The sequence below is a fragment of the Curtobacterium sp. PhB78 genome, assembly GCF_003751685.1.
In the GTDB taxonomy this organism is placed as follows: domain Bacteria; phylum Actinomycetota; class Actinomycetes; order Actinomycetales; family Microbacteriaceae; genus Curtobacterium.
Map to the genome: position 1 here is coordinate 17153 of NZ_RKIA01000012.1, position 23720 is coordinate 40872.

Genomic DNA, 23720 nt, shown 5'->3' on the forward strand with positions numbered 1-23720 from the left:
CGGGACGAACGAATGCGCCCCCGCGCGGACGCGGGGACGCATTCTGGACGCACCGGGGAAGCTGGGGCATCGTCAGCCGGATCAGGAGGCTGAGTCGCACAACCAGCGACCCCGTAGTCGGTGCGTGCGCCGACGGTAACCAGCCGACTGGCGCACATCGATGTTACTCAACAGGCGTCGTCGGTGCGCGGAAACCGGACGAACTGGTCAGACCAGTTCGAGGGCCGCGCTCCCGGACTCGTCGGTGACCGAGGCTCCGACGTGCAGCGTGAAGGTGCCGGGCTCGTACTGCCAGGCTCCGTCCCAGTGCGCGAACGCCCGGGCCGGCACCTCGATCGAGACCTCGGTCGACTCCCCCGCGCCGAGGCGGACCGGGGCGAACCCGACGAGCCAGCGCGCCGGACGGTCCACCGCCGAGGACTCGCGCGAGGCGTAGACCTGCACGACGTGCTTGCCGGCGCGCGGTCCGGTGTTGGCGACCGTCGCCGTGACGATGACCGCGTCCCCCTCGGACACTGTCGGCGTCGCGACGACGCCGTCGATGGTCCACGAGGTGTAGCCGAGGCCGTGCCCGAACGGGTACGCCGGCGTGGTGCCGGCACGGAGCCAGGCACGGTACCCGATGTGGACACCCTCGTCGTACGACACCTTGCCGTCGACGGGGGTGACGTCGAGCACGGGCACGTCGGCCATCGCGACCGGCCAGGTGGTGGGCAGTCGACCGCCGGGCTCCTGCGCGCCGGTCAGGACGTCGGCGAGCGCGTTGCCGTACTCCTGGCCACCGAACCAGGTGAGCAGGACCGCGGCGACGTCGTTCCGCCACGGCAATTCCACGGGCGAGCCGGCGTTCACGACGACGACCGTGTTCGGGTTCGCCGCCACGACCGCACGCACCAGGTCGTCCTGGTGCCCGGGCAGCGCGAGCGACGAGCGGTCGTACCCCTCGGACTCGACCTTCGAGTTCGTGCCGACGACCACCACGGCGACGTCAGCCGTGCGGGCAGCCTCGACCGCGGCATCGATGAGCACCGACGGGTCCTCGTCGGACGGCTCGGTGCCGAACTGGTACGCGAGCACGCCGCCGAGGGTCTCGTCCTGGATGACGTCGTACTCGATGCGGATCGCGACCTGCTGCCCCGAGGTCACCGACACGGGCACCGAGCGGGCCGGCGGGTTGAGGAACGCCGCGCCGAGCTGGTCGCCCTCGAACGGCACGTCCTCGTCGAGCACGAGCTCCCCGTCGATCCACATCCGCGACCGGCCGGCCGCGCCGATGCCGATCCGCACGGTGCCGGTGGACGGCGCGGTGTAGGTCGTGGTGATGTCGAGCCGGTCGGCCTCGCGTGTGGGGGCGTCGCCGCCGAACCAGAACAGTGCCGTGGCGCGGCGGTCCTCGACGTACAGTTCCTGGTCGTCCTTGACGAAGGCGACGCGGGCGCCGGGCTCGCCTGTGCCGGGGTTCGTGATGGTGGACAGCGGGAACTCCGCGATGCCCTCCTGCACGACGGCACCGATCGCGTAGTCGACCGTGGCGCCCGGGAACGCCGAGCGGATCCCGTCGAGCGGCGAGACGACCTGCGACGGCACGACCGTGGCCGAGCCACCGCCCTGTGTGCGGGCCTGGTCGGCGTTGTGGCCGATGACGGCGATGCGGGAGACGGCGGGGGCGTCGAGCGGCAGCACGCCGGTGTTGCGGACGAGGACGGTGCCCTCGGCCTCGGCTTCGCGGACGAAGGCGACGCCGTCCTCGACGTGCACCGGCTGCGCGGCCACGGGCTCGAAGCCCTCGAGTGCGCCGACGCGGGCGGCCAGGGTCAGGATGCGGCGGACCTTGCGGTCGATCGCCTCGATCGGCACGTCACCGGACTGCACCGCGGCGAGCAGCGGACCCTCGCTCCACCACTGGTTCGGGCCCGGCATCGCGACGTCCTGCGACGCCTTCGCCGAGTCGACCGAGCGCACGCCGGTCCAGTCGGACACGACGATGCCGTCGAAGCCCCACTCCGAGCTCAGCGGCGTCTCGAGCAGGTCGTGCTCCGACGCGGTGACGCCGTTGATGGAGTTGTACGACGACATGATCGCCCAGGCGTGTGCCTCGGTCACGGCCTTCTCGAACGCGAGCAGGTACAGCTCGCGCAGGGCCCGGTCGGAGACCTCGGTCGACGCGGTGAAGCGGTCGGTCTCGTAGTCGTTCGCGATGTAGTGCTTCGGGGTCGCGGCCACGCCGTTCTCCTGCACACCGTCGACGTACGACGCAGCCAGGTCACCGGTCAGGACCGGGTCCTCGCTGAACGCCTCGAAGTGCCGGCCGCCGAGCGGCGAGCGGTGCAGGTTGATGGTCGGGCCGAGGACGACGTCGACGCCCTTGCGGCGTGCCTCGACGGCTGCTGCTGCACCGTAGCGCTTCGCGATCGCGCGGTCCCAGGACGCCGACAGCGCGGTCGCCGAGGGCAGGTTCAGCGACGGGTCGCGTTCGTCCCAGACCTCACCACGGACGCCCGAGGGGCCGTCCGACATCAGGATCCGGCGCAGCCCGATCTTCTCGATGGGCCAGGTGGTCCAGAAGTCGCGCCCGGTCAGGAGCTGCACCTTCTCGTCGGTGGTCAGCTGGTCGACGAGCGCGTCGATGCGCTCGGCCGTACTGGAGGCTGGGCCCCCGCCGGCCGGTACCGCGGCGTCGCGGAGCGGCGGGGCGGCCGAGTCGGAGGGGAGGGTCACGTCGTTCACGGTAGTCACGGTGGTCGGTCCTTTCGTTCAGAGCCTGGGGAAGCGTGGTCAGCGCACGCCGCGGATGCGGGACACCGAGACGATGCCGAGCAGTCCGACGACGGCACCGGTGATGAAGAAGCCGCTGTACCCGCCGGTCAGGGCGATGACGCCCGGGGCCGCCGCGGGCACGATCGACTGGGGCAGGGCCTGCGCGATGTTGACGACGCCGAGGTCCTTCGCGTTGTCCTCGTCGGACGGCAGCACGTCGGTGATGAGCGCCAGGTCGACGGCGTAGAAGACGCCCATGCCGGCACCCATCACGAACTCGCCGACCAGGACCATGCCGAGCGACGGCGCGAGCGCGATGATCACGAGCCCGACCACGCCGACGATGCCCGCGATCGCGACGAACAGCTTGCGGCGGCCGAGCTTGTCCGACAGCCAGCCGGCGATCAGCGAGGTGAGCACGATGCCGACGACGTTCCACAGCGTTCCCTGGAACACCGCGTTCGCGACGTGGTCCGGGTCCACGCCGATGTCGTCCCGCAGGAAGTACGTCAGGTAGCTCACCGCGGTGTACTGCGCGGCGACCATCAGGAACCGGGTGAGCCAGGCCCAGCCGAGGTCCGGGTGCTTGACGGGGTTGAAGACGAACGAGCCGAAGACCTGCCCGATGCCGAGCTTCGACGTCGGCCGGTGGGTCAGCACGCGGTCGCGGAACACGAGCGCGTAGAGCACGACGACGATCGACCCGATCGCACCGGGGATGATCATCTGCGTCGCCGAGGTCGAGAAGAGCTGCACGAGGAACGTGCCGCCGACGAGCGCGAGGTTCTGGGAGAGCCCGAGCAGCGCCGCGACCCGGCCGCGCTGGGACCGCGTGACGTGGTCCGGCAGGACCGCGGTCATGGCGGCGATCGTGGCGTTGTAGGCGATCTGCGTGACGCCCCACGCGAGGACGAGCACGACGGTCGAGGTGGTCGTCGCGACGACCACGAGGCCCGCGAAGCCGACCACGGTGCCACCGATGATCCACGGACGACGCATGCCGAGCCTCCCGGCAGTCCGATCGCTGAAGCGACCGGCCAGGGGGTTGGCGACCATCGCGGCGAACGCGCCGACACCGAGTGCCAGGCCGAGCACACCTGCTTGGTTGTCCGGTGCGATCTCGGCGACCTTGAGCGCCATGGCGACCAGCACCGGCGGCAGCAGCGCGATGTACAGGCCGAGCATCGCGATCGGCATGCCGAGCGTGTACATGAGCGGGGCACCTCGGCCGCGCGTGGGTGCGACTGCGGTCGGGGTGTCGTTGACGGTCAGGGCGTCGTTGGCCACTGCAACCTCTTCTCGGGTACGCCACCTGCACCGGTGACTCGCACGCCTTCGTCGGCGGCTCCGCCCACGGTAACACCAAACCCAAGTGCGGCTAGGTTTTCTGTGTGCACTCCGAGCGGTACAGTCCTGCCATGGCACGACGGGGTTCGTACGCGAAGGGCATCGCGAAGCGCGAGGAGATCCTCACGGTCGCGCTCGACCTCGTCGCCTCGCAGGGGTTCCGCCGCACCAGCATCAAGGACATCGCCGACGCCGTCGGGCTGACCCAGGCCGGCCTGCTGCACTACTTCGACTCCAAGGACGAGCTCTGGGTCGAGATCCTGCGCCGACGCGACGAGATGGACCTGCAGCACGACTGGCAGGCGCCGGACCCGGCCGCCCTGCTCGCCGCGATCGTCCGGCACAACGCCGAGGTCCCCGGCCTGGTGCAGATGTTCGTCAACCTCTCCGCCGCAGCTGCGACCGACCCCGAGCACCCCGCGCACGCGTACTTCCAAGAGCGCTACGAGCGCAGCCGTCGCGACCTGTCCGCCGACTTCCGCACCATGCAGCAGGACGGACGACTCCGCGCCGACGTCGATGCCGAGGAACTGACGAGCGTGCTGCTCGCGGTGTCCGACGGCATGCAGATCCAGTGGCTGTTCGACCCGTCGCGGGACATGGCGCAGCACGTCGAGCTCGTCGCCCGGCTCGCGATCGCCCAGGTCGCCCCCACCGCCTGACGCTCCCCCGCCGGACAGCGGGGTACGGACAGGGCCTGGTCGGGTCAGGCGGCGCCGGGCAGGATGGGGCGTGCCCGGAGGGCGACCCGACGAGGATGTGGAGTGACGCGATGACGCGTGTAGTGGTGACCGGCGGCAGCGGCAAGCTCGGACGAGCGGTGGTGCGCGACCTCGATGCGCACGGGTACGACGTGGTGCTGCTCGACCGCGTGCCCTCCCCCGACCAGCCGGAGGGCGTGCAGTTCGTCCGGATCGACCTGACCGACTACGGCCAGGTCCTGAACGCCCTGCTCGGCATCGACGACCGGTACGACCACGTGGACGCCGTCGTGCACCTCGCGGCCGTGCCCGCGCCGGGCCAGGTCCCCGACGTAGCGCTCATCACGAACAACGTGACGGCGTCGATCAACGTCTTCCACGCCGCACGCGCCGCGAAGATCAAGAACCTGGTGTGGGCGTCGAGCGAGACCCTGCTCGGCATCCCGATGGGCGAGCACCACCCGCCCTACCTGCCCGTCGACGAGGAGTTCGCGGTCCGCCCGCAGTCGTCGTACTCGCTCGGCAAGGCGGTCGAAGAGGAGATGGCCCGCCACTTCACCCGCTGGGACCCGGAGCTGAAGATGATCGGCCTGCGGTTCTCGAACGTGATGGACGAGACCGACTACCCGGCGTTCCCGTGGGACGCCACCCCCGAGGCGAAGACCTTCAACCTGTGGTCCTACATCGACTCGCGTGACGGTGCCCAGGCGGTCCGCAAGGCCGTCGAGGCCGAGCTCACCGGGTTCGAGGCGTTCGTCATCGCGAGCCCCGACACCGTGATGGACACCCCGACGATCGAGCTCGTCGAGCGCTACGTGCCCGACATCGAGCGTCGCGCGGACATCGACGGCGTCAGCTCGCTGCTGTCGTCCGAGAAGGCCCGCGAGCTGCTCGGCTACGCCCCCGAGCACAGCTGGCGCGACGGCCGCTGACAGCGACCGCGCCGTCCGTTCGCTAGGCCGGCAGCAGCAGCCCGTCGAGCACCAGGTCGCGCGCCGCCGGCAACAGGTCGGCGGCGAGCACCTCCTCGTCGACGCCCGTGATCTGCGCGAGCGCGCCGACGATCGCCGCGACGGACAAGTCCCCGTCGCAGGCTCCGACGAACGCGGCGAGCGCCGTGTCCGCGTCCACCCGCCGTCCGAGTCCGCCGCCCTGCACGAGCGACATCACCGTCGGGTCGTCGTTGCCCGGCCAGTAGTAGCGCTCCTCGGTGACGTCGCCCGCCACCGTCAGGTGCGCCGTGGCGAGCGCCACGTCGTCGTGCGCGGCGAGCCACGCCGCCGCGTCCAGGACGCGAGCGACCGTGGCGCCGAGCCCGGCGGGGTTGGAGCCGAGCGTCTCGGGGACGCGCTCGAACCGGCGGAGGCTCGCCGTTCCTCCTGGCAGGGCTCGACGCACCACGACGTAGCCGAAACCGACGCCGGTGACGCGGCGGTCCGCGAAGTCGTCGAGCCAGGCGCCCATGAGTGTGTCGAACTCGGGCGTCCCGGGCTTCGTGCCGCCGTCGCGGATCCAGGTCTCGGCGTACGACGTCGGATCCTGGCGCTCACGCTCGATGACCCACGCGTCGAGGTCGGTGTCCGCGAACCAGCTGCGCACGCGGTCGAGGCCGTCGACGCCCCAGTGGTACTCCCAGTTGCCGAGCAGCTGCGCGGTCCCACCGGGCTCGAGGTGCTCGGACAGGCCACGGAGCACGGTCTCGACGAGCGCGTCGCCGACCATGCCGCCGTCGCGGTACTCGTACGAGGGGACGCCCGGCCGGCGGGGTGTGATGACGAACGGCGGGTTCGACACGATGCGGTCGAACCGCTCCCCCGCGACGGGCTCGAAGAGGGAGCCGTACCGGAAGTCGATGCCGTCGATGCCGTTCAGCTGCGCGTTGAAGCGGGCGATGTCCAGGGCGCGGCGCGAGATGTCGGTGGCCACGACGTGCTCGGCGAAGCGTCGGGCGTGCATGGCCTGGATCCCGCAGCCGGTGCCGAGGTCGAGGACCGTGCGGACGGGGACGGGGACCTGCAGGCCGCTCAGCGTGGTGGTGGCGCCGCCGATGCCGAGGACGTGCTCCTCGCTGATCGCGTGGCCGAGGGCGAGTTCGCCGAGGTCCGAGGCGATCCACCAGCTGCCGGCGCCGAGGTCGTCGACGAAGGCGTAGGGGCGCAGGTCCACCGTCGGCTCCACGACTGCGGCGTCGGTGTCGCAGACCCGCAGCAGGCCTGCCGCGACCACGGCGTCGAGCCCGGCGGTCGGGAACGCGGCAGCTGCGTCCGCGCGGGACGTCGGCAGTCCGAGCACGAACAGGGTGGCGAGGGTGCCGAGCGGGGATGTCTCACGAGCAGCCAGGGCACGGAGGGCCGCCACTCGCGACCCCCGGTGCAGCGATGCGGCCGCTTCGGTCCCCCAGAGTGCGTCGACCCGGTCGACGGTGAAGCCGGCGGCGTCGAGGTCCGCGGCGAGCGCCGTCGCCACGGCCGGGTCAGCGCCGATGTCGGGCAGCGTGTGCACGGCCACCCCGGCGCCGGCGTCGGCACCCGCGCCGGGCACCGTGCTCACGATTCGATCCCGTCGCGGAGCAGCGCCGCGGGCACCTGCCAGTCGAGCACCAGGTCGAGCAGCCCCGGGAACCGCTGCTGCACGTCCTCGACCCGGACCCGGCTGATGCGGGTCAGGCCCTCGAGGTGCTGTTCGAGCAGTCCGGCCTCGCGCAGGACCCGGAAGTGGTGGGTGAGCGTGGACTTCGGTCGGTCGATGCCGACCCAGCCGCAGCTCCGTTCACCACCGGCGGCATCGACGAGGTAGCGGTGCAGGATCGCCAACCGGATCGGGTCGCTCAGGGCATCGAGGACGACGGGGAGGTCCATCTCGGCCACGGACGGCTGGGGCAGCCGCTCGGGGGCATCGACGTGCGCGGGCATGGACGGGACGCTACCACCGTTCGGCTTGCTGTACGACTTGCGTCGTACAGCGGACTGCGGTACGAATGCAGTCGTACAACGGACCATCGGAAGGATGCTCATGCAGCAGTCAGCTCGCTCGGTCGCCGGGTTCTGGATCCTCGCGGCGATGCTCCTGGTGTCGGTCGCGTCGTCCGCGGTCCCCTCGCCGATCTACCCGGTCTACGCCGCTGAGTGGCACCTCACGCCACTGATGCTGACCGGCGTCTTCGCCATCTACGTCGCCGGGTTGCTCGCGAGTCTGCTGATCGCCGGTCGGCTGTCCGACCACGTCGGCCGCAAACCCGTGCTCGTCGCCGGAGGCCTGGGCGTCGCCCTGTCGCTCGGACTGTTCGCGATCGCGGACGGCGTCGGTGCGCTCATCGTCGACCGCATCGTGCAGGGCGTCTCCGTCGGGCTCCTGATCGGTGCGCTCGGGGCGGCCCTCATCGACAACTCACTCGAGCGGCACCCGACGCTGGCCGGCGTGCTGAACGGGGTCATCCCGCCGATCGCGCTGGCCACCGGTGCGATGTCGAGCGGTGCTCTCGTGCAGTGGGGTCCGGCGCCGGAGCAGCTCGTCTACCTGGTCTTCGGCGCACTGCTCGTGCTCCTCGTGCTGGCGCTGTTCGTGGTCCCCGAGCAGGTCCAACGGCGCCCCGGAGCACTCCGTTCGCTGCGTCCGACGATCAGCGTGCCGCGGAGCTCGCGTCGACTCTTCCGCGGGGTCGTCGGTTCGCTCGTCGCCAGCTGGGCCCTCGGCGGCATGTTCCTCTCACTCGTCCCCTCGGCCCTCGGTGCCGTGTTCGGCATCACGAACCACTTCGCGGCCGGCGCACTCATCGCCGTCGTCACGGGCGTCGGCGCGCTGACCGGACTCGCGACGCAGCGGATGGACGCTCGTCGCGCTGTGCTCGTCGGGCTCGTCGCCCTGGTGCTCGGCCCGATCGTGACCGTGGCGTTCGTGATGGCCCACTCCCTGCCCGGCCTCGTCGTCGGCAGTGCGATCGCCGGCGTCGGCTTCGGTGCCGGGTTCCAGGCGCCGCTGCGGATGCTGCTCGCGACCGCGGCACCGACCCACCGCGCCGGACTGCTCTCGACGATCTACGTCGTCAGCTACCTGGCGTTCGGGGTCCCCGCCGTCATCGGTGGGCTGCTCGAACCGTCGACCGGACTCGTCCCCGTCATCGCCGGGTACGGCGGGTTCATCGTCCTCGCTGCCGTCGTCGCGCTCGTGCTGCAGCTGACGTCGAAGGACGCGGCCGCCGTCGAGGAGCAGGCCGCCGAGGTCATCGAGCGCACCGCCACCGGCTCGATCCGCGTCGCGGCGGAGTAGCGGGCCGTCCGCTCGGAGGGCGGCGCGCGCCAGGCGCACGGTGCGAGGTTGGTCATCCCGTGCGAGGTTGCTCGCTCAGTGCGCGCATACAGCGCCGCACGGAGCCATCAACCTTGCACGCAGTGACCAACACGGCACGGTGCCGGACGCGCCGGGCCGACTCAGTGCTCCGGGTGCGCCGAGTTCGCGCCGCGCGCCCGTCCACGAGCGCGCACCCCGACCGTCCGAGCAGCACCCGTGTGGGCGGCGTCGACGTCGGCCTTGCCCCGGTCGGCAGCATCACGCAGGCGCTTCGGTCCGTGCCGCTTGGCCCAGTCCCAGAAGCGGTGCAGCTGCGCCTTGAGCCACACGATGATCTTGTGGAAGAAGTGGAACTCGCTCGCCAGCACCGTGAGCCCGATGAACACCACGAGCCATCCCGGCCCGGGCAGCGGCACCAGGATGAGTCCGATGATGACGACCAGCCCGCCGACGATGCCGACGAGCACCTTGTAGAACAGGTGCAGGTGCGGCCTGGCGTGGATCCAGGTCCGCATGTCGTGGAACCACTGGAAGCGCTGACGCGGCGCACCGTCGGTCCGGCTCTCGCCGGTTCCGTCGTTCGCGTCGCCGTCCATGCCGAAAACGTAGGGCGTGCGGCTGGGAATCCGCGGCGCACGCGGTGGACGCGCGGTGCGCGTGACGGAGGACGTGTGGCGGGGATGCGCCGTGCCTCCCGTCCGTCAGCGGGTGTCCGCCGGGAGGCCCGTCACGCGTGGGCGACGCACGTCGCGGCCCACGGGACGGCGGCCAATCGGGCCGCTGGGATCGGTTCGCCGCCGACGGCGCAGGTTCCGTAGGTGCCGGCGTCGAGCCGCGCGAGCGCGGCGTCCACCTGCTCGATCCGCTGCCGGGACGCGTCGCGGACGGCGCCGAGCGAGCCGCGCTCCCAAGCGAGGGTCGCGCCCTCGGGGTCGTGCTCGTCGTCGGAGTTGGCGTCCTGGCGGGCGTCACTGACGTCGCGCATGCTCCGCTCGACGTCGGCGAGCAGCCGTTCGTTGCGGGCGCGTTCCGTGTCGAGCGCGGTGCGGGGGTCGTCCATGGCGCACACCGTAGTCGTGACGGAATGCCCGACTCTCCGAATGCGTTTGCATCGACATGACGAAGATCGGGTTCCTGTCGTTCGGACACTGGCGCGACGTGCCGGGGTCGAAGGTGCGCAGCGGGCGTGAGTCCCTGGTGCAGGCGATCGACCTCGCGGTCGCTGCCGAAGAGGCCGGCGTCGACGGCGCCTACTTCCGCGTGCACCACTTCGCACCGCAGCAGGCGGCACCGTTCCCCCTGCTGTCCGCGATCGCCGCGAAGACCAGCCGCATCGAGATCGGGACCGGCGTGATCGACATGCGCTACGAGAACCCGCTCTACATGGCCGAGGAGGCCGCGGCGACCGACCTCATCTCCGGCGGACGACTGCAGCTCGGCGTCTCCCGTGGCTCACCCGAGACCGCCCTCGCCGGTTACCAGCAGTTCGGCTACGTGCCGGATGCGTCCGACGAGAACGGCGCCGACATGGCCCGCGCGCACACCAGCGTGCTCCGTCGCGCGATCGCCGGCGAACCGATGGCCAACGCCAACCCGCAGATGACCGGCTCGGTCGGATCGCTGCCCATCTCCCCGCTCTCCGACTCGCTCGGCGACCGCATCTGGTGGGGCGCCGGCACACGAGCCACCGCCGAGTGGACCGCTGAACAGGGCATGAACCTGATGTCGTCGACCCTGCTCACCGAGGACACCGGCGTGCCGTTCGACGAACTGCAGGCCGAACAGATCGAGCGCTTCCGACGAGTGTGGGCGGAGTCGGGCTGGGACCGGACCCCTCGGGTGTCGGTGTCGCGCAGCATCATCCCGATCATCGACGACGAGTCGCGGCACTACTTCGGCGTGCGCGCACAGGTCGAGGGGCAGGACCAGGTCGGGCACCTCGACGGCGGGCTCGCCCGCTTTGGCCGCTCGTACATCGGCTCACCCGAGGACCTCGTCGCGGAGCTCGCGGCCGACCAGGCGGTCCGCGCTGCCGACACCGTGCTCGTCACGGTGCCGAACCAGCTCGGCGTCGACTTCAACGCGAGACTGCTCGCCGCCGTCAAGGACGTGTTCACCGAGGTCGACGCGGCACCCGTCCCGGCCTGATCTGATCGGTCAGGCGCTGACGGTCGGCGGCTGCGTCTACTCCGGCGTCGGCGTCGTCGTCTGGGTCGGCGCAGGCGTCGGCGTCGGCCAGATCAGCCGGAAGCGCTCGCAGACCACCGGCATGTCCGGTTCGAAGCCGCGCGGGTTCTCGGAGTGCGCGCGCCAGTACGCCTCGTGCACCGTGCGCCAGTGCTGGAGGCTCCGGTCGCCCTCGCCTTCGGCGCGCGCGTGCTCGGCCCGGACGGCGTCGAACGGGACGATCCGGACGTCCGTCGTCTCGATGACGGCCCGGGGAACACCGGCGCCGTCGGTCACGATGCTGCACTCACCGGTCGCGGGGAGCGGGTCACCCGTCGCCTCGTAGTCCCAGAGCGATGACGCCGTGCCGTCCTTGACGCCGCGGAGCACCAGGCCGAGCAGCTCGTCTGCCTGCTCCGGAGTGGCACCGAACGACCACGCCTCCGGCACCTCGGCAGGCAGTTCCGGAGCCTCGTCGCGCCGTTCGTTCCAGAAGTCGTCCAGGCTCGCGGTCACCAGCCGACCGTAGCGCACCGCCGGGTGTCCGCACTTGTGCCGACACCCGCCTTGGGACTGTGGCGGCGGGGCGGCGTCCCCTACCGTCGAGGAGCACCATCCCCCGCACCTCGAGGAGTCCCCGTGACACTGCCGGCCGCAGGCTGGTTCCCGGACCCGCAGGACGCCAGTCGTCTCCGCTGGTGGGACGGTCACGCCTGGGGCGCCGCGACCCGTGTCCTGCCGAGTGCTCCGGAACCGGTCCTGCCGATCGTCGTCGCACCTGTCGGCCCCTCGTTCTCCGTGCACACGGCATCGATCCGGACCCACGCGTGGGCGTCCGGCGGCGGTCGCGACCGCCGGCTGTGCGTGTTCACGGTGCTCGCGGTGCTGCTGGCCCTGACGTCGATCCTCATCAACCCGCTTGGTGTCTGCAGCGCGTTCGCCCTCGTGTGCGGGCTCGTCGGTGTCGTCCGCCCCGGTGCGACCGGCGGGTGGGCGGTCGCTGCGAGGAGTGCGTCCTCGAGCGCGGTGGTCGTGGCGGTCGCGACGGGCGCGGTGGCGGCGTCGGCCCAGTACCACCTCTTCTGACGCGTCCCGGGCCGTCACCGTCCGACTTCGTGAGCAGAAATGGTCGGGTGCCGACCAGCGACCCGACCATTTCTGCTCACGAAGTGCACGCCCGGGCCCGCCGAACGACGAGACCTACCGCCGCGCCCGCGGATGCGCCGTCTGGTACACGTCCCGCAGCATGTCCGCCGTGATCATCGTGTAGATCTGGGTCGTCGCGACGCTCGCGTGCCCGAGCAACTCCTGCACCACGCGCACATCGGCACCGCCCTCGAGCAGGTGCGTCGCGAACGAGTGCCGGAACGTGTGCGGCGACACATGCGCCTCGAGTCCCGCCGCCTCGGCCGCCGACTGGATCACGAGCCACGCGCTCTGCCGCGACAGCCGGGCACCCCGCGCGCCGAGGAACAGCGCCGGCGTCGAGGCCCCTCGTGCCGCGAACACCGGCCGGGCCCGCACCAGGTAGGCGTCGATCGCCGCCCGGGCGAAGCTGCCGAGCGGCACGACCCGCTGCTTGTTCCCCTTGCCGGTGACTTTCACGACGGCGAGACCGTCGGCGTCCGGAGCCGAGTCGTCGGACAGCGTGGTCACGTCGTCCACCGACAACCCCACCGCCTCGGAGATCCGCGCGCCGGTGGCGTAGAGCAGTTCGAGCAACGCCTTGTCCCGCAGCCGCACGGGGTCGTCCACACCGGAAGCGCCGTCTGCGGAACCATCCGCAGAGCCGTCCGTCGACACCGCTCCGAGCAGCCGCTCCATGTCCTCCACCGAGATCGCCTTCGGCAGCCGCATCGGGGCCTTCGGCGGCCGGACGGCGGTGCCGGGGTCGAGCGGCAGCCAGCCCTCCCCCGCCGCGAAGGCCGTGAACGAGCGCACCGAGCTGAGCTTCCGGGCGATCGACCTCGGCGCCAGCGGACCGTCCGGCTTCGTCGCCAGGTAGGTCACGAACTCCGACACGTCTGCCCGAGCGAGCCGCCCGACGTCGTCGATCGCAGACGCCCCGCCGGCGCGGTCGGCACCGTCGGACTCGACGACCGGAGCCGTCGCCAACCACGAGGTGAACACCGCCAGGTCACGCCGGTACGCCGACAGCGTGTGCTGTGACAGTCCCCGCTCGATCGCGACGTGCCGCAGGTACGTCTCCGTGGCACGGTCGAGGGGAATCACGACAACAGGCGCACGGTCAGTGCAGTGCCTCGTCGGGGGCCCCGAACCGGTACCCGGTGAACGTCACGGTCAGGCCGGCACGCGTCGGAGCGGCACACAGCAGTCCCGCCGAAACGGCGGCAGCGGGATCGAGGTACGCAACCCGCACCAGCCGGGGTTCCTCGTCGTCGGCCCACGCCCGGACGGTCACGGCATCACCGTCGCGGCTGGCCCGGACGGTCACCACACGTCCCACCCACTCCGGCACGGGCGCCACCGACCAGTCCGAGAAGTCACGGGTCACCACGGCGCCGAGCTGCGGCGTCCCGTCGGAGAACTCGACACCGGCCTTGATCCAGTTCCGCTCGTCGACGCGCAGGAAGATCCCTGCCTGGTCGAACTGCTCCGTGTAGTCGAGGACGAACGATGCCTCGACCGAGAACGACCCGTCGAGGGGCTGCACCAGCGCGTGCTCGGAGTCGTGGACGAACCCGTACGACGTGGTCCGCCAGGCGTCGCTGCCCTCGACCGCGGTCACGCGCAGCACGTCGCCGTCGAACTCCACGGCCTCGGGCTCGTGCGTCCACGTCGCCGCGTCGACCAGTTCTCGCAGGCTCATGCGCGGCCTCGCTCGAGCGCATCCACCGCGAGCACGGCCACGACCAGCCCGGAGTTGTGCAGCCGACCGTCGAGGATCGCCTCCACCAGCTCGGCCCGCGGCACCCACCGCTTCACGATGTCGGCCTCCTCGGCCTCGCGCTCGAACGCCGTCGTCGTGGGCCGCACGCCCCGGGCGCGGTAGACCTGCAGGAATTCGTTGCTCCCGCCGGACGACGTGTTGTACCGGACCAGCGGCTCCCACGTGTCCGCTTCGAGGTCGGCCTCTTCAGCGAGTTCGCGAGCGGCAGCGACCTGGAGGTCCTCGCCCTCGACGTCCAGCAGCCCGGCCGGCAGCTCCCAGTCGCGCACCCGAACCGGGTGTCGGTACTGCTGGATCACGAGGACACGGCCCTCGTCGTCCTCGGCGTAGACCGCGACGGCACCGGTGTGGTCGATGTACTCCCGCACCATCGTCTCGTCGTGGTACGCGATCGCGTCGCGGCGCACGTCCCAGACGGCGCCGTCGTACACGACGGTGGACTCGGTGACCTCGAACGAGGCGGCTTCGTCAGCGATGGGTGCGTCAGTCACGGAACCATCCAAGCACGCGCCCCTCGCGGAACCAGGTTCCGGACACAGCACCGCGTCGTTCCCTGGTTCCGTGTCCGGAACCAGGTTCCTTGGGCGCGACCACAGACGGACGGGAGGCGCGGTGCCAGCTGGCACCGCGCCTCCCGTCATCGACAACGCGCGTTACGCGACCTGCTCCTCGTTCTGCGGGTCGAACAGGCTGGACGCCTCGTGGCGCTCGATCGCGGCCGCGACGAGCCCCGCGAACAGCGGGTGCGCGTTCGTCGGACGCGAGCGCAGCTCCGGGTGCGCCTGCGTCGCGATGTAGAACGGGTGCACGTCACGCGGCAGCTCGACGTACTCGACCAGGCTGCCGTCGGGCGACGTGCCCGAGAACACCAGGCCGGCGTCCGCGATCTGCTGCCGGTACGTGTTGTTGACCTCGTAGCGGTGACGGTGGCGCTCGGACGCCTCGGGCGCACCGTAGAGCGACTCGGCCAACGACCCGGAGCTGAACGTCGCCGGGTACAGGCCGAGGCGCATGGTGCCGCCCAGGTCGCCGCCGGCGATGATGTCCACCTGCTCCGCCATGGTCGCGATGACCGGCGTCGAGGTCTCCGGGTCGAACTCGGTGCTCGACGCGTCGGTCAGGCCGGCCTCGTGGCGGGCGTACTCGATGACCATGCACTGCAGGCCGAGGCACAGGCCGAGCGTCGGGATGCCCTGCTCACGGGCGAAGCGCAGCGCGCCGAGCTTGCCCTCGATGCCGCGCACGCCGAACCCGCCGGGGATGCAGATGCCGTCGACGTCGCCGAGCTGCTTCGCAGCACCCTCGGGCGTGGTGCAGTCGTCGGAGACGACCCACTTCAGCGTCACCTTCGCGTCGTGCGCGAAGCCACCGGCACGGAGCGCCTCGGTGACCGACAGGTAGGCGTCCGGCAGGTCGATGTACTTGCCGACCAGGGCGATCGTGACGTCCTTCTTCGGCTCGTGCACGGCACGGAGCACCGGCGTCCACGCGGTCCAGTCGACCGGGCCGGCCTCGAGCTTGAGCGCGTCGACGATGACCTGGTCGAGGCCCTGGTTGTTCAGCAGCGTCGGCAGGTCGTAGATCGACGGGACGTCAACGGCGTTCACCACGGCGTCCTCGTCGACGTCGCACATCAGGGCGATCTTCTTCTTGTTCGAGTCCGACACCGGGCGGTCCGACCGCAGCACGAGGGCGTCGGGCTGGATGCCGATCGAGCGGAGCGCGGCGACCGAGTGCTGCGTCGGCTTCGTCTTCTGCTCACCCGACGCGTTCATGAACGGCACGAGCGACACGTGCACGAAGAACACGTTGTTGCGGCCGAGTTCGTGGCGCACCTGGCGCGCCGACTCGATGAACGGCTGCGACTCGATGTCGCCGACCGTGCCGCCGACCTCGGTGATGATGACGTCGGGCTGCGGGTCGTTCTCCGCCTGCTCGCGCATCCGACGCTTGATCTCGTCGGTGATGTGCGGGATGACCTGCACGGTGTCACCGAGGTACTCGCCGCGACGCTCCTTGGCGATCACCGTCGAGTACACCTGGCCGGTCGTGACGTTCGCCGACTGCGCCAGGTTGATGTCGAGGAAGCGCTCGTAGTGCCCGATGTCGAGGTCCGTCTCCGCACCGTCGTCGGTCACGAAGACCTCGCCGTGCTGGAACGGGTTCATGGTGCCCGGGTCCACGTTGAGGTACGGGTCGAGCTTCTGCATGACGACCTTGAGGCCGCGAGCCGTCAGGAGATTGCCGAGGCTGGCTGCCGTCAGGCCCTTGCCGAGAGACGAGACGACCCCGCCGGTCACGAAGATCTGCTTCGTCACCTTCGGGGTCGGGGTGTTTGCCTGGGTACCGCTGCTGAGAGTGTCCGCCACGGGATTCCATCGTACGTCAGAACTGCCGGGAGGCGCGACCTCGGTTCGCCGTGGGCGTTGCGCGGGGTGGGTGGCCGGGTCTTCGGGCCGTGCGCGCGTGGGCGCGCGTGCTTGCCTGCGTGCTTGCGTGCGTGCGTGCGTGCTTGCTTGCTTGCCGTGCTTGCCGTGCTTGCGTGCGCGCGTGCTTGCTTGCGGCCGTGTGGCAGGTCAGGCCGTCTGGCCGGCCACGTCGAGCAGTTCGCGGGCGTGTTCCACGCCGCTCGCGCTGTCGCCGAGCCCCGAGAGCAACCGCGCCATCTCCTGCAGGCGGTCCTCGCCCTCGAGCCGTCGCACACTCGACGAGGTCACGGCGCCGCTGGCGTCCTTCACCACGTTGAGGTGGTTGTTCGCGAACGCCGCGACCTGCGCCAGGTGCGTGACGACGATGACCTGTGTGCGCTCGGCCAGCTTCGCCAGCCGACGGCCGATCTCGATCGCCGCGGCACCACCCACGCCGGCGTCGACCTCGTCGAAGACGAACGTCGGCACGGTCGTGCTGCCGGCCATCACGACCTCGATCGCGAGCATCACGCGCGAGAGCTCGCCGCCCGATGCCCCCTTGCCGATCGGTCGGGGGTCGGTGCCGGAGTGCGGCTGCAGCAGGATCGACACCTGGTCGCGTCCATGTCGGCGGTACTCCCCCGCGTCGGTGACCTCGACCACCAGGGTGGCGCCGGCCATCGCGAGTGTCTTCAGCTCGGTCGTGACGCGCTTCGCGAGGTCCGCTGCCGCCTTCGTGCGGGCAGCGGTCAACGCGGCCGCGGCCACCCCGAGTGCCTGTTCGTCCTGTTCGACGGACTGCTGGAGGGCGGCGATGCGGTCGTCGTCGCCGTCCAGCTCGAGCAGGCGGTCGCTCGCCCGCTGCCCGTAGTCGATGACGTCGTCGACGGTCTCGCCGTACTTGCGGGTGAGGCCGGCGAGCAGGGCGCGCCGTTCGTTGATGAGCTCGAGGTCGTGACCGGCCTCGGGCTCGAGCGAGCCGAGGTAGCTGGAGATGCTCGCCGAGGCCTCGGCCGCCTGGATGCCGAGCTCCGTGAGCTGTTCGAGCACGGGCTGCAGGGCGGCGTCGGAGCCGGCGACCCGCTCGACGGCACGTCGGGCGGACTCGACCAGGCCGACGACGTCGGAGACGCCGTCGAGGGACTCGCTGGACAGGGCCTCGTGCGCCAGGGCCGCGGACAGCCGGAGTTCCTCGAGGTTGCCGAGCCGGTCGGCGCGCTCGGCGAGCTCGACGTCCTCGCCGGGCTGCGGGTCGGCCGCTTCGATCTCGTCCGAGGCAGCGCGGATCCGGTCGGCTTCGGCCACCCGCTCGTCGCGGTCGCGCGTCAGTGTCTCGAGTTCGCCCGTGTGCTGCTGCCACGCGTCGAACGCGGCGACGTACCGGTTCAGGGCCTTCTCGAGGGCCGCCCCGCCGAAGCCGTCGAGCGCCGCACGCTGCGCGGTCGACGAGGTCAGTCGGATCTGGTCGGACTGGCCGTGCACCGTCACGAGCTGGTCCGCGAGTTCACCGAGCACCGCGACGGGAGCGCTGCGGCCCCCGACGGTCGCACGGCTGCGCCCCTCGGCCGAGACCGTGCGCGTGAGGATCAGTTCGCCGTCCTCCACCGCGCCGCCGGCGTCCTCGACGCGTTCGGCGACGGCAGCGTGCTCGGGGACGTTCCACCGGCCCTCGACCACGGCGCTCGAGGCACCACGGCGGACCGAACCGGCGTCCGCCCGAGCACCGAGCAACAGCCCGAGGGCCGTGACGATCATGGTCTTGCCGGCACCGGTCTCGCCCGTGACGACGGTGAACCCCGGACCGAGTTCGAGCGTGGTCTCGCCGATGACCCCGAGGTCACGGATCGCGATCTCCTCGATCATCGGTGGTGCTCCTCGCCTCGGCCGGTCACAGGTGGTCCTCGTCCTCGTCGGTCTGCGGCCCGCGCCACCCGGTGACCGGGAGCCGGAACTTCGCGACCAACCGGTCGGTGAACGGAGCGTCCTTGAGGCGCGCGACCCGCACGGGGTCCGGCGACCGTCGGACCTCGACGCGAGCGCCCGGCGGCAGGTCGTGCGTCCGGCGACCGTCGCACCACAGCACCCCGACACCGCTCGTGCGCCGCAGGACCTCGATCGCGAGCGTGCAGTCCGGGCCCACCACGATCGGGCGGGCGAACAGGGCGTGCGCGCTGAGCGGCACCATCAGCAGGGCGTCGACGTCGGGCCAGACGATGGGACCGCCACCGGAGAACGAGTACGCCGTGGACCCGGTGGGGGTCGACACGACGACGCCGTCGCACCCGAACGAGGACAGCGGGCGACCGTCGACCTCGGTCACCACTTCGAGCATGCGCTCGCGCGAGGCCTTCTCGATGGTGGCCTCGTTGAGCGCCCAACTCGAGTAGACGATCTGGTTGCCGACGACCACGTCGACCTGCAGGGTGACGCGCTCCTCGACGTGGTACTCACCCGACAGGGCGCGCTCGACGGTCTCGGCGAGGGCGTCCCGCTCGCTCTCCGCCAGGAAGCCCACGTGCCCGAGGTTCACGCCGACGATCGGCGCCCGCGTCTCGCGCACGAGTTCGGCCGCGCGCAGGATCGTGCCGTCGCCGCCGAGCACGATGACGATCTCGAGCTGGTCCGCCTGGACGTCGACGCCCAGGATGTCGACCTGCCCCACCGAGGCTTCGGCTCGCCGGATGTCGGCGTACTCGTCGAACGGCATCACCGGGATCAGACCGGCGGCGTGCAGGAGGTCGCAGACCTCGACCGCAGCGTCGATCGAGTCACGGCGACCCGTGTGGGAGACGAGCAGGATGTGCCGGTCGTCGCTCATGCGGTCCCCTCTGTGAGTTCGGTTGCCCGGACTCTCCATTCTGTCGGATTGCCACCGACACCACGCTGGAAGCGCGCGAGGTACTCGTGGTTCCCGTGCGTCCCGATGATGGGCGACGCCGCGAGCCCGGTGGTCCCGAAGCCCAGGTCCCATGCGGCCCACAGGACGTTCATCAGGGCGTCGTCGCGGAGTGCCGGATCGTGCACGATGCCCTCGCGCACCCCGCCGCGACCGACCTCGAACTGCGGCTTCACCAACAGGACGAAGTCGTCGGCGGGGACGGCCTCGGCCAGGGCGGGCAGCACGAGCCGGAGCGAGATGAAGGACAGGTCGCCGACCACCAGGGTCGTCTCGGCTGCGGCGCCGTCGAGCGCGAGGTAGTCCGACAGGGTCAGGCTGCGGGCGTTGGTGCCCTCGACCACGGCGACACGTTCGTCGACGGCGATCGTCGGGTGCAGTTGCCCGTGCCCGACGTCGAGCGCGATGACCCGGCGAGCACCACGGGCCAGGAGCACCTGTGTGAAGCCACCCGTGCTCGCACCGACGTCGAGCACCACACGGCCGGACGGGTCGACGCCGAACGCATCGAGCGCTCCGATCAGCTTCTGGGCAGCGCGGGAGACCCACTCGTCGGCCGCGTCGACCACGATGTCGGCAGCCGGCGAGGTCGGGGTGGAGGGCTTCACGACAGGACGACCGTCGACCGTCACCCGGCCGTCCTGGATGAGCTTGGTGGCAGCGGTGCGCGAACGCGCGAGGCCACGTGTCGCGAGCAGGGCGTCGAGGCGGACCGGGGTCGCGTCGGGCACGGCTCCGTCCGGTTCAGGCACTCGCGGTGCCGCCGCTCTCGAGCCGCGTGCGCAGCTCGTCGTGGAGTGCCGAGAACGCGTCTGCACGTTCGACGAGCGGCAGGGTCTCGGCCGCCGAGGTGCGCGCGGCGAACTCGTCCTGCGGTTCCAGGTCGGCGGACGGCTGCTCGGGGTTCGGCACGTCCGACACGCTACTCGCCGCCGTACAGCTGCGGGTCCACGTCGAGGCCGTAGATGGCCAGACCGGACTCCCAGATCAGCGCTGCGCCGGCACGGAGCCGATCGATGTCACTGCCCGCGTCGAGTACCCGCACCACGTGTCCCCGCATCGCCACGGTGGCGCTGCCGACGGTGACGTACCGCGTGCCGTCGTCGTCCTGCCGCCGGACGGTCACCGGGTAGGGCTCGGACAGACCACGGAGGTCCTCGAGCACGAACAGTGGACGCGAGCGCTGATCGGCCGCGAGCACCTGCTTCGCCTGGTCGATGCCCGTGAGGACGAGGACGCTCGGGATCCCGACGTCGTTCGCCCCCTTGATGTCGGTGTCGAGACGGTCACCGATGAACAGTGTCTTCCCGCCGCCGAACCGCTCGACCGCGGCGTCGAAGATCGGGCGCTCCGGCTTGCCGGCGACCACGGGCATCCGCCCCACGGCCTGGTGCACCGCGGACACGAGCGTGCCGTTGCCGGGGGCGATGCCGCGCTCGACCGGGATCGACCAGTCCATGTTCGTGGCGACCCACGGGATCGCCGGGTCGGCCAACGCGAACGACGCCTCGGCCAGTTCCTTCCACCCGAGGTCCGGTGAGAAGCCCTGGATGACCGCGGCCGGGGAGTCCTCGGCACTGGTCGTCACCGTGAAGCCGGCGGCCTCGACGATGCTCGACAGTCCCAGCCCACCGGTGACGAGCACCGTCGCGCCGGCGGGCACCAGCGTCGACAGGAGCTGCACGCCCGCCTGCGACGACGTGACGACGTCGTCCTCGGACACCTCGAGCCCGTAGCGCTCGAGGTGCTCGGCGACGTCGATCGGTCGTCGGGACGCGTTGTTGGTGATGTACCCGACCCGTGCGGTCAGCGAGGCCCGTGTGAGCGCCTCGACCGCGTGCGGGATGGCGTTCCGCCCCCGGTAGACGACGCCGTCGAGGTCCGTGAGCACCACGTCGACGCCGTCCGTCGGCGCGGTCGGGACGTCAGTCGGCTGCGGAGCCGTCGACGTCGCGGGGGTTGTCGTCGTCGAGTTCGCCGGGCTCGTCGGCGTCGCCGGGTTCGCCGACGACGTCGGGCTCGGCGAGGGCTGGCTCGTCGTCGTCGTCGAGGTCGGCGTCGTCGTCGAGCTGGTCGGTGTCGTCGAGCTCGCCGGCGTCTCCGTGTTCTTCGACTTCGAGCGTTTCCTCGACCACATCAACTGTCTCCCAAGCGTTCTCGTCGGCGGCTTCGGCGAGAGCCGCTGCCGCACGGTCGACACGGGCCCACCACTCGTCGGCCTCGTCCTGGCGGCCGAGCTCTTCGAGCGTGGCCGCGTAAGCACTGTAGAGCGCCGGTGACCACGTGTAGGCCGTGGACGGGTCCAGCTGTGGAATCTCCAGCTCGCCCAGGGCAGCTGTGGGGTTCCCGAGGTCGATGCGTGCGCCGGACATCGCGATCGCGAGTTCGACCTGTACGGCGGTGTCGAGCGCGGCACGCTCCACCGAGCGCCCGAGCTCGAGCGCACGCTCGGGGCGGCCGAGGCCGCGTTCGCAGTCCACCATCATCGGGAGCTGGTCGTTGCGGCCGGAGATGCGCCGGTAGGTGCGGAGCTCGCGCAGCGCGGTCGCGAAGTCCCCCAGGCGGTACGCCGTGATCGCAGCGGTCTCGCGGACGACACCGACGCGACCGGCACGGCGAGCGGCGCTCAGAGCGTGCTCGTTCGCCAGAGCGGGGTCCTCGTCGACGAACAGCGCCGCGGCCACGAGGTGCCGGGCGACCCAGTCAGCGTTGTCCTTGCTGAGCGTCTTCAGCTCCATGCGCGCTGCGGGGTCGAGGTCGCGCGCATCGATCTCGTCGGGGATGTCCGGGTCGTCGTGGCGCGGACGGATCGACTTCGTGCCGTACGGGTCGCGGTCTTCCCAGTCGTCGCGGGCTGCCTCGCCGAACCGTGCGCCGGCGTGACGCGTCCCGTCGCCGAAGCGGCGTCGGTCATCGCCACCGTCCTGACGCGGGCGGTCGCCACCGCGGGCCGGACGGTCCGAAGCACCCCGGAAGGACGGTCGGTCGCCGTCACGACGCGGACGGTCGCCATCGCGGGCCGGACGGTCGCCGTCACGCGCCGGACGGTCGGAACCACCGCGGTACGCGGGACGGTCAGAGCCGCCGCGGTACGCGGGACGGTCGCCGTCACGACGCGGACGGTCCGATGAACCTCCACGGTACGACGGACGGTCCCCGTCACGCGCCGGGCGGTCAGAGCCGCTGCGGTACGGGCGGTCTCCATCGCGAGCGGGACTGTCGGAACCACCGCGGTACGCGGGACGGTCGCCATCACGACGCGGACGATCCGAACCACCCTGGTAGGGGCGGTCGCCATCACGACGGGGACGATCCGAACCACCGCGGTGAGCAGGACGATCGCCGTCGCGGGCGGGACGGTCCGAGCCACCGCGGTAGGCGGGGCGGTCACCATCACGACGCGGACGATCCGAACCACCCTGGTACGGGCGGTCACCATCACGACGCGGACGATCCGAACCGCCCTGGTACGGGCGGTCACCATCACGACGCGGACGATCCGAACCACCACGGTAGGCGGGACGGTCACCATCACGCGCGGGGCGGTCCGACCGGAACGGACGGTCCCCGTCGCGGCGCGGACGCTCAGCACCGCGGGGGCCGTCGCCGCGCGGCGGACGGCCGGAGTCGCCGCGATCGCTCCGCCACGACGGACGATCGTCACGGTCTCCGGAGCGGAACGGACGGTCGCCACCGCTCCGCGGCGCACTGTCGCGACGTGCAGCGCCGTCGCGGAACGGACGGTCGGAGCGCTCAGGACGGTCACGACGGTCGCCCTCACGGCGTTCGAAGTCACGTGGACCGGACGACCAACGGCCTCCGCTCGCAGCGTCTCCGCGCGGACCTCCGTCGCGTCGAGGGGCTCGGTCGTCCCGTCGGGGTCGGTCTCCCCGGTCGCCGTCGTTCCGCCGCTCGTCGTCGTTCGCCACCGTTGCTCCTCATCGCGTGCCCGAACCGAAGGCCGGGCGTTCGTCCGCTGTGTCGTTGTGTTGGGTGCCGCGTCGGTCGGACCGACGTTCGGGCTCCAGTCCATCACGAACCGGAGCCGACGTCGAGCGACGAGCGGCAAAACAGAAATGGCCACCGGCCACCACCGTGAACGAGGGTCTCCCCTGCGAATTCACGATGGAGGGCCGATGGCCACATCTTCTTACGTTAAGTCCGGCGGCGTCCTACTCTCCCACAAGGTCCCCCTTGCAGTACCATCGGCGCTGAGAGGCTTAGCTTCCGGGTTCGGAATGTGACCG

The 23720-nt window shown here is 71.2% G+C and carries 22 protein-coding genes and 1 rRNA gene; 5 read left to right on the plus strand and 18 right to left on the minus strand.

Annotated elements, in window-relative coordinates:
• Positions 1-207: 207 nt before the first annotated feature.
• On the minus strand, positions 208-2718 hold the full coding sequence (locus EDF53_RS18760) for a glycoside hydrolase family 3 protein (RefSeq protein WP_395873928.1): 2511 nt from the start codon (positions 2716-2718) through the stop codon (positions 208-210).
• 57 nt (positions 2719-2775) lie between these two features.
• A complete protein-coding gene (locus tag EDF53_RS18765; RefSeq protein WP_243648859.1) occupies positions 2776-4044 on the minus strand; it encodes an MFS transporter in 1269 nt (422 codons plus the stop codon).
• Positions 4045-4175: 131 nt separating this feature from the next.
• On the opposite strand from EDF53_RS18765, the gene EDF53_RS18770 reads away from it, so the two are divergent.
• A complete protein-coding gene (locus EDF53_RS18770; protein WP_123294964.1) occupies positions 4176-4766 on the plus strand; it encodes a TetR/AcrR family transcriptional regulator in 591 nt (196 codons plus the stop codon).
• Between the two features lie 110 nt (positions 4767-4876).
• A complete protein-coding gene (locus tag EDF53_RS18775) occupies positions 4877-5737 on the plus strand; it encodes an NAD(P)-dependent oxidoreductase (RefSeq protein ID WP_111086594.1) in 861 nt (286 codons plus the stop codon).
• A gap of 22 nt (positions 5738-5759) precedes the next feature.
• Here EDF53_RS18775 and EDF53_RS18780 read toward each other — a convergent pair whose 3' ends face one another.
• Both EDF53_RS18780 and EDF53_RS18785 read right to left on the minus strand, forming a co-directional pair.
• A complete protein-coding gene (locus tag EDF53_RS18780; RefSeq protein WP_395873937.1) occupies positions 5760-7313 on the minus strand; it encodes a methyltransferase in 1554 nt (517 codons plus the stop codon).
• A 38-nt stretch (positions 7314-7351) separates the two neighbouring features.
• On the minus strand, positions 7352-7717 hold the full coding sequence (locus EDF53_RS18785; protein WP_123294965.1) for a helix-turn-helix transcriptional regulator: 366 nt from the start codon (positions 7715-7717) through the stop codon (positions 7352-7354).
• A 100-nt stretch (positions 7718-7817) separates the two neighbouring features.
• Here EDF53_RS18785 and EDF53_RS18790 point away from each other — a divergent pair, with 100 nt between their 5' ends.
• The gene (locus EDF53_RS18790) at positions 7818-9071 is read left to right on the plus strand and encodes an MFS transporter (protein ID WP_123294981.1); all 1254 of its coding nucleotides are present in this window, start codon (positions 7818-7820) and stop codon (positions 9069-9071) included.
• Positions 9072-9232: 161 nt separating this feature from the next.
• Here EDF53_RS18790 and EDF53_RS18795 read toward each other — a convergent pair whose 3' ends face one another.
• Positions 9233-9688: a TIGR02611 family protein gene (locus EDF53_RS18795; protein WP_260216174.1), complete on the minus strand. Its 456-nt coding sequence runs from the start codon at positions 9686-9688 to the stop codon at positions 9233-9235.
• Between the two features lie 131 nt (positions 9689-9819).
• Positions 9820-10152 (minus strand): TraR/DksA C4-type zinc finger protein, encoded by a 333-nt coding sequence (locus EDF53_RS18800; protein ID WP_123294966.1) that lies wholly within the window; start codon positions 10150-10152, stop codon positions 9820-9822.
• Between the two features lie 56 nt (positions 10153-10208).
• On the opposite strand from EDF53_RS18800, the gene EDF53_RS18805 reads away from it, so the two are divergent.
• A complete protein-coding gene (locus EDF53_RS18805) occupies positions 10209-11240 on the plus strand; it encodes an LLM class flavin-dependent oxidoreductase (protein WP_395873932.1) in 1032 nt (343 codons plus the stop codon).
• A gap of 36 nt (positions 11241-11276) precedes the next feature.
• On the opposite strand, the gene EDF53_RS18810 is transcribed toward EDF53_RS18805, so the two are convergent.
• Entirely contained in the window at positions 11277-11774 is a 498-nt protein-coding gene (locus EDF53_RS18810; protein WP_260216177.1) for an ASCH domain-containing protein, read from the minus strand.
• 123 nt (positions 11775-11897) lie between these two features.
• Here EDF53_RS18810 and EDF53_RS18815 point away from each other — a divergent pair, with 123 nt between their 5' ends.
• Positions 11898-12344, plus strand: a complete 447-nt coding sequence (locus tag EDF53_RS18815; RefSeq protein ID WP_221181239.1) for a DUF2510 domain-containing protein — start codon at positions 11898-11900, stop codon at positions 12342-12344.
• Between the two features lie 114 nt (positions 12345-12458).
• Here the strand turns inward: EDF53_RS18815 and EDF53_RS18820 are convergent, their stop codons facing one another.
• The 11 genes from EDF53_RS18820 to rrf form a co-directional block, all read right to left on the minus strand.
• Positions 12459-13487 (minus strand): site-specific tyrosine recombinase XerD, encoded by a 1029-nt coding sequence (locus EDF53_RS18820; RefSeq protein ID WP_123294983.1) that lies wholly within the window; start codon positions 13485-13487, stop codon positions 12459-12461.
• Between the two features lie 19 nt (positions 13488-13506).
• Positions 13507-14088 carry a DUF1349 domain-containing protein gene (locus EDF53_RS18825; RefSeq protein WP_123294970.1) on the minus strand — a complete coding sequence of 194 codons (582 nt, stop codon included), beginning with the start codon at positions 14086-14088 and terminating at the stop codon, positions 13507-13509.
• Entirely contained in the window at positions 14085-14660 is a 576-nt protein-coding gene (locus tag EDF53_RS18830) for an NUDIX domain-containing protein (RefSeq protein WP_173170563.1), read from the minus strand. Before EDF53_RS18830 ends, EDF53_RS18825 begins: the two co-directional genes overlap by 4 nt.
• A 162-nt stretch (positions 14661-14822) precedes the next feature.
• Positions 14823-16538 (minus strand): CTP synthase, encoded by a 1716-nt coding sequence (locus EDF53_RS18835; protein ID WP_173170571.1) that lies wholly within the window; start codon positions 16536-16538, stop codon positions 14823-14825.
• Positions 16539-16745: 207 nt separating this feature from the next.
• The gene (recN, locus tag EDF53_RS18840) at positions 16746-18440 is read right to left on the minus strand and encodes a DNA repair protein RecN (protein WP_123294972.1); all 1695 of its coding nucleotides are present in this window, start codon (positions 18438-18440) and stop codon (positions 16746-16748) included.
• Between the two features lie 25 nt (positions 18441-18465).
• Complete coding sequence (locus tag EDF53_RS18845; protein ID WP_111086586.1) at positions 18466-19395, minus strand: NAD kinase; 930 nt, start codon at positions 19393-19395, stop codon at positions 18466-18468.
• A complete protein-coding gene (locus tag EDF53_RS18850) occupies positions 19392-20204 on the minus strand; it encodes a TlyA family RNA methyltransferase (protein WP_260216180.1) in 813 nt (270 codons plus the stop codon). The genes EDF53_RS18845 and EDF53_RS18850 overlap by 4 nt, the downstream gene beginning before the upstream one ends.
• Before the next feature lie 13 nt (positions 20205-20217).
• Positions 20218-20385 (minus strand): hypothetical protein, encoded by a 168-nt coding sequence (locus tag EDF53_RS19515; RefSeq protein ID WP_159572718.1) that lies wholly within the window; start codon positions 20383-20385, stop codon positions 20218-20220.
• A gap of 10 nt (positions 20386-20395) precedes the next feature.
• Entirely contained in the window at positions 20396-21367 is a 972-nt protein-coding gene (locus EDF53_RS18855; protein WP_123294974.1) for an HAD-IIA family hydrolase, read from the minus strand.
• Positions 21368-21398: 31 nt separating this feature from the next.
• Complete coding sequence (locus EDF53_RS18860; protein WP_123294975.1) at positions 21399-22211, minus strand: hypothetical protein; 813 nt, start codon at positions 22209-22211, stop codon at positions 21399-21401.
• Positions 22212-23632: 1421 nt separating this feature from the next.
• A 5S ribosomal RNA gene (gene rrf, locus EDF53_RS18870) occupies positions 23633-23720 on the minus strand; the annotation flags it as partial.

What these genes read in the sequence shown, in the direction of transcription:
- EDF53_RS18770 (WP_123294964.1), top strand. Translation starts at nt 4,176, where the DNA reads ATGGCACGACGGGGTTCGTACGCGAAGGGCATCGCGAAGCGCGAGGAG.
- EDF53_RS18775 (WP_111086594.1), top strand. Translation starts at nt 4,877, where the DNA reads ATGACGCGTGTAGTGGTGACCGGCGGCAGCGGCAAGCTCGGACGAGCG.
- EDF53_RS18785 (WP_123294965.1), bottom strand. Translation starts at nt 7,717, where the DNA reads ATGCCCGCGCACGTCGATGCCCCCGAGCGGCTGCCCCAGCCGTCCGTG.
- EDF53_RS18790 (WP_123294981.1), top strand. Translation starts at nt 7,818, where the DNA reads ATGCAGCAGTCAGCTCGCTCGGTCGCCGGGTTCTGGATCCTCGCGGCG.
- EDF53_RS18795 (WP_260216174.1), bottom strand. Translation starts at nt 9,688, where the DNA reads ATGGACGGCGACGCGAACGACGGAACCGGCGAGAGCCGGACCGACGGT.
- EDF53_RS18800 (WP_123294966.1), bottom strand. Translation starts at nt 10,152, where the DNA reads ATGGACGACCCCCGCACCGCGCTCGACACGGAACGCGCCCGCAACGAA.
- EDF53_RS18805 (WP_395873932.1), top strand. Translation starts at nt 10,209, where the DNA reads ATGACGAAGATCGGGTTCCTGTCGTTCGGACACTGGCGCGACGTGCCG.
- EDF53_RS18825 (WP_123294970.1), bottom strand. Translation starts at nt 14,088, where the DNA reads ATGAGCCTGCGAGAACTGGTCGACGCGGCGACGTGGACGCACGAGCCC.
- recN (WP_123294972.1), bottom strand. Translation starts at nt 18,440, where the DNA reads ATGATCGAGGAGATCGCGATCCGTGACCTCGGGGTCATCGGCGAGACC.
- EDF53_RS18845 (WP_111086586.1), bottom strand. Translation starts at nt 19,395, where the DNA reads ATGAGCGACGACCGGCACATCCTGCTCGTCTCCCACACGGGTCGCCGT.
- EDF53_RS18860 (WP_123294975.1), bottom strand. Translation starts at nt 22,211, where the DNA reads ATGGAGCTGAAGACGCTCAGCAAGGACAACGCTGACTGGGTCGCCCGG.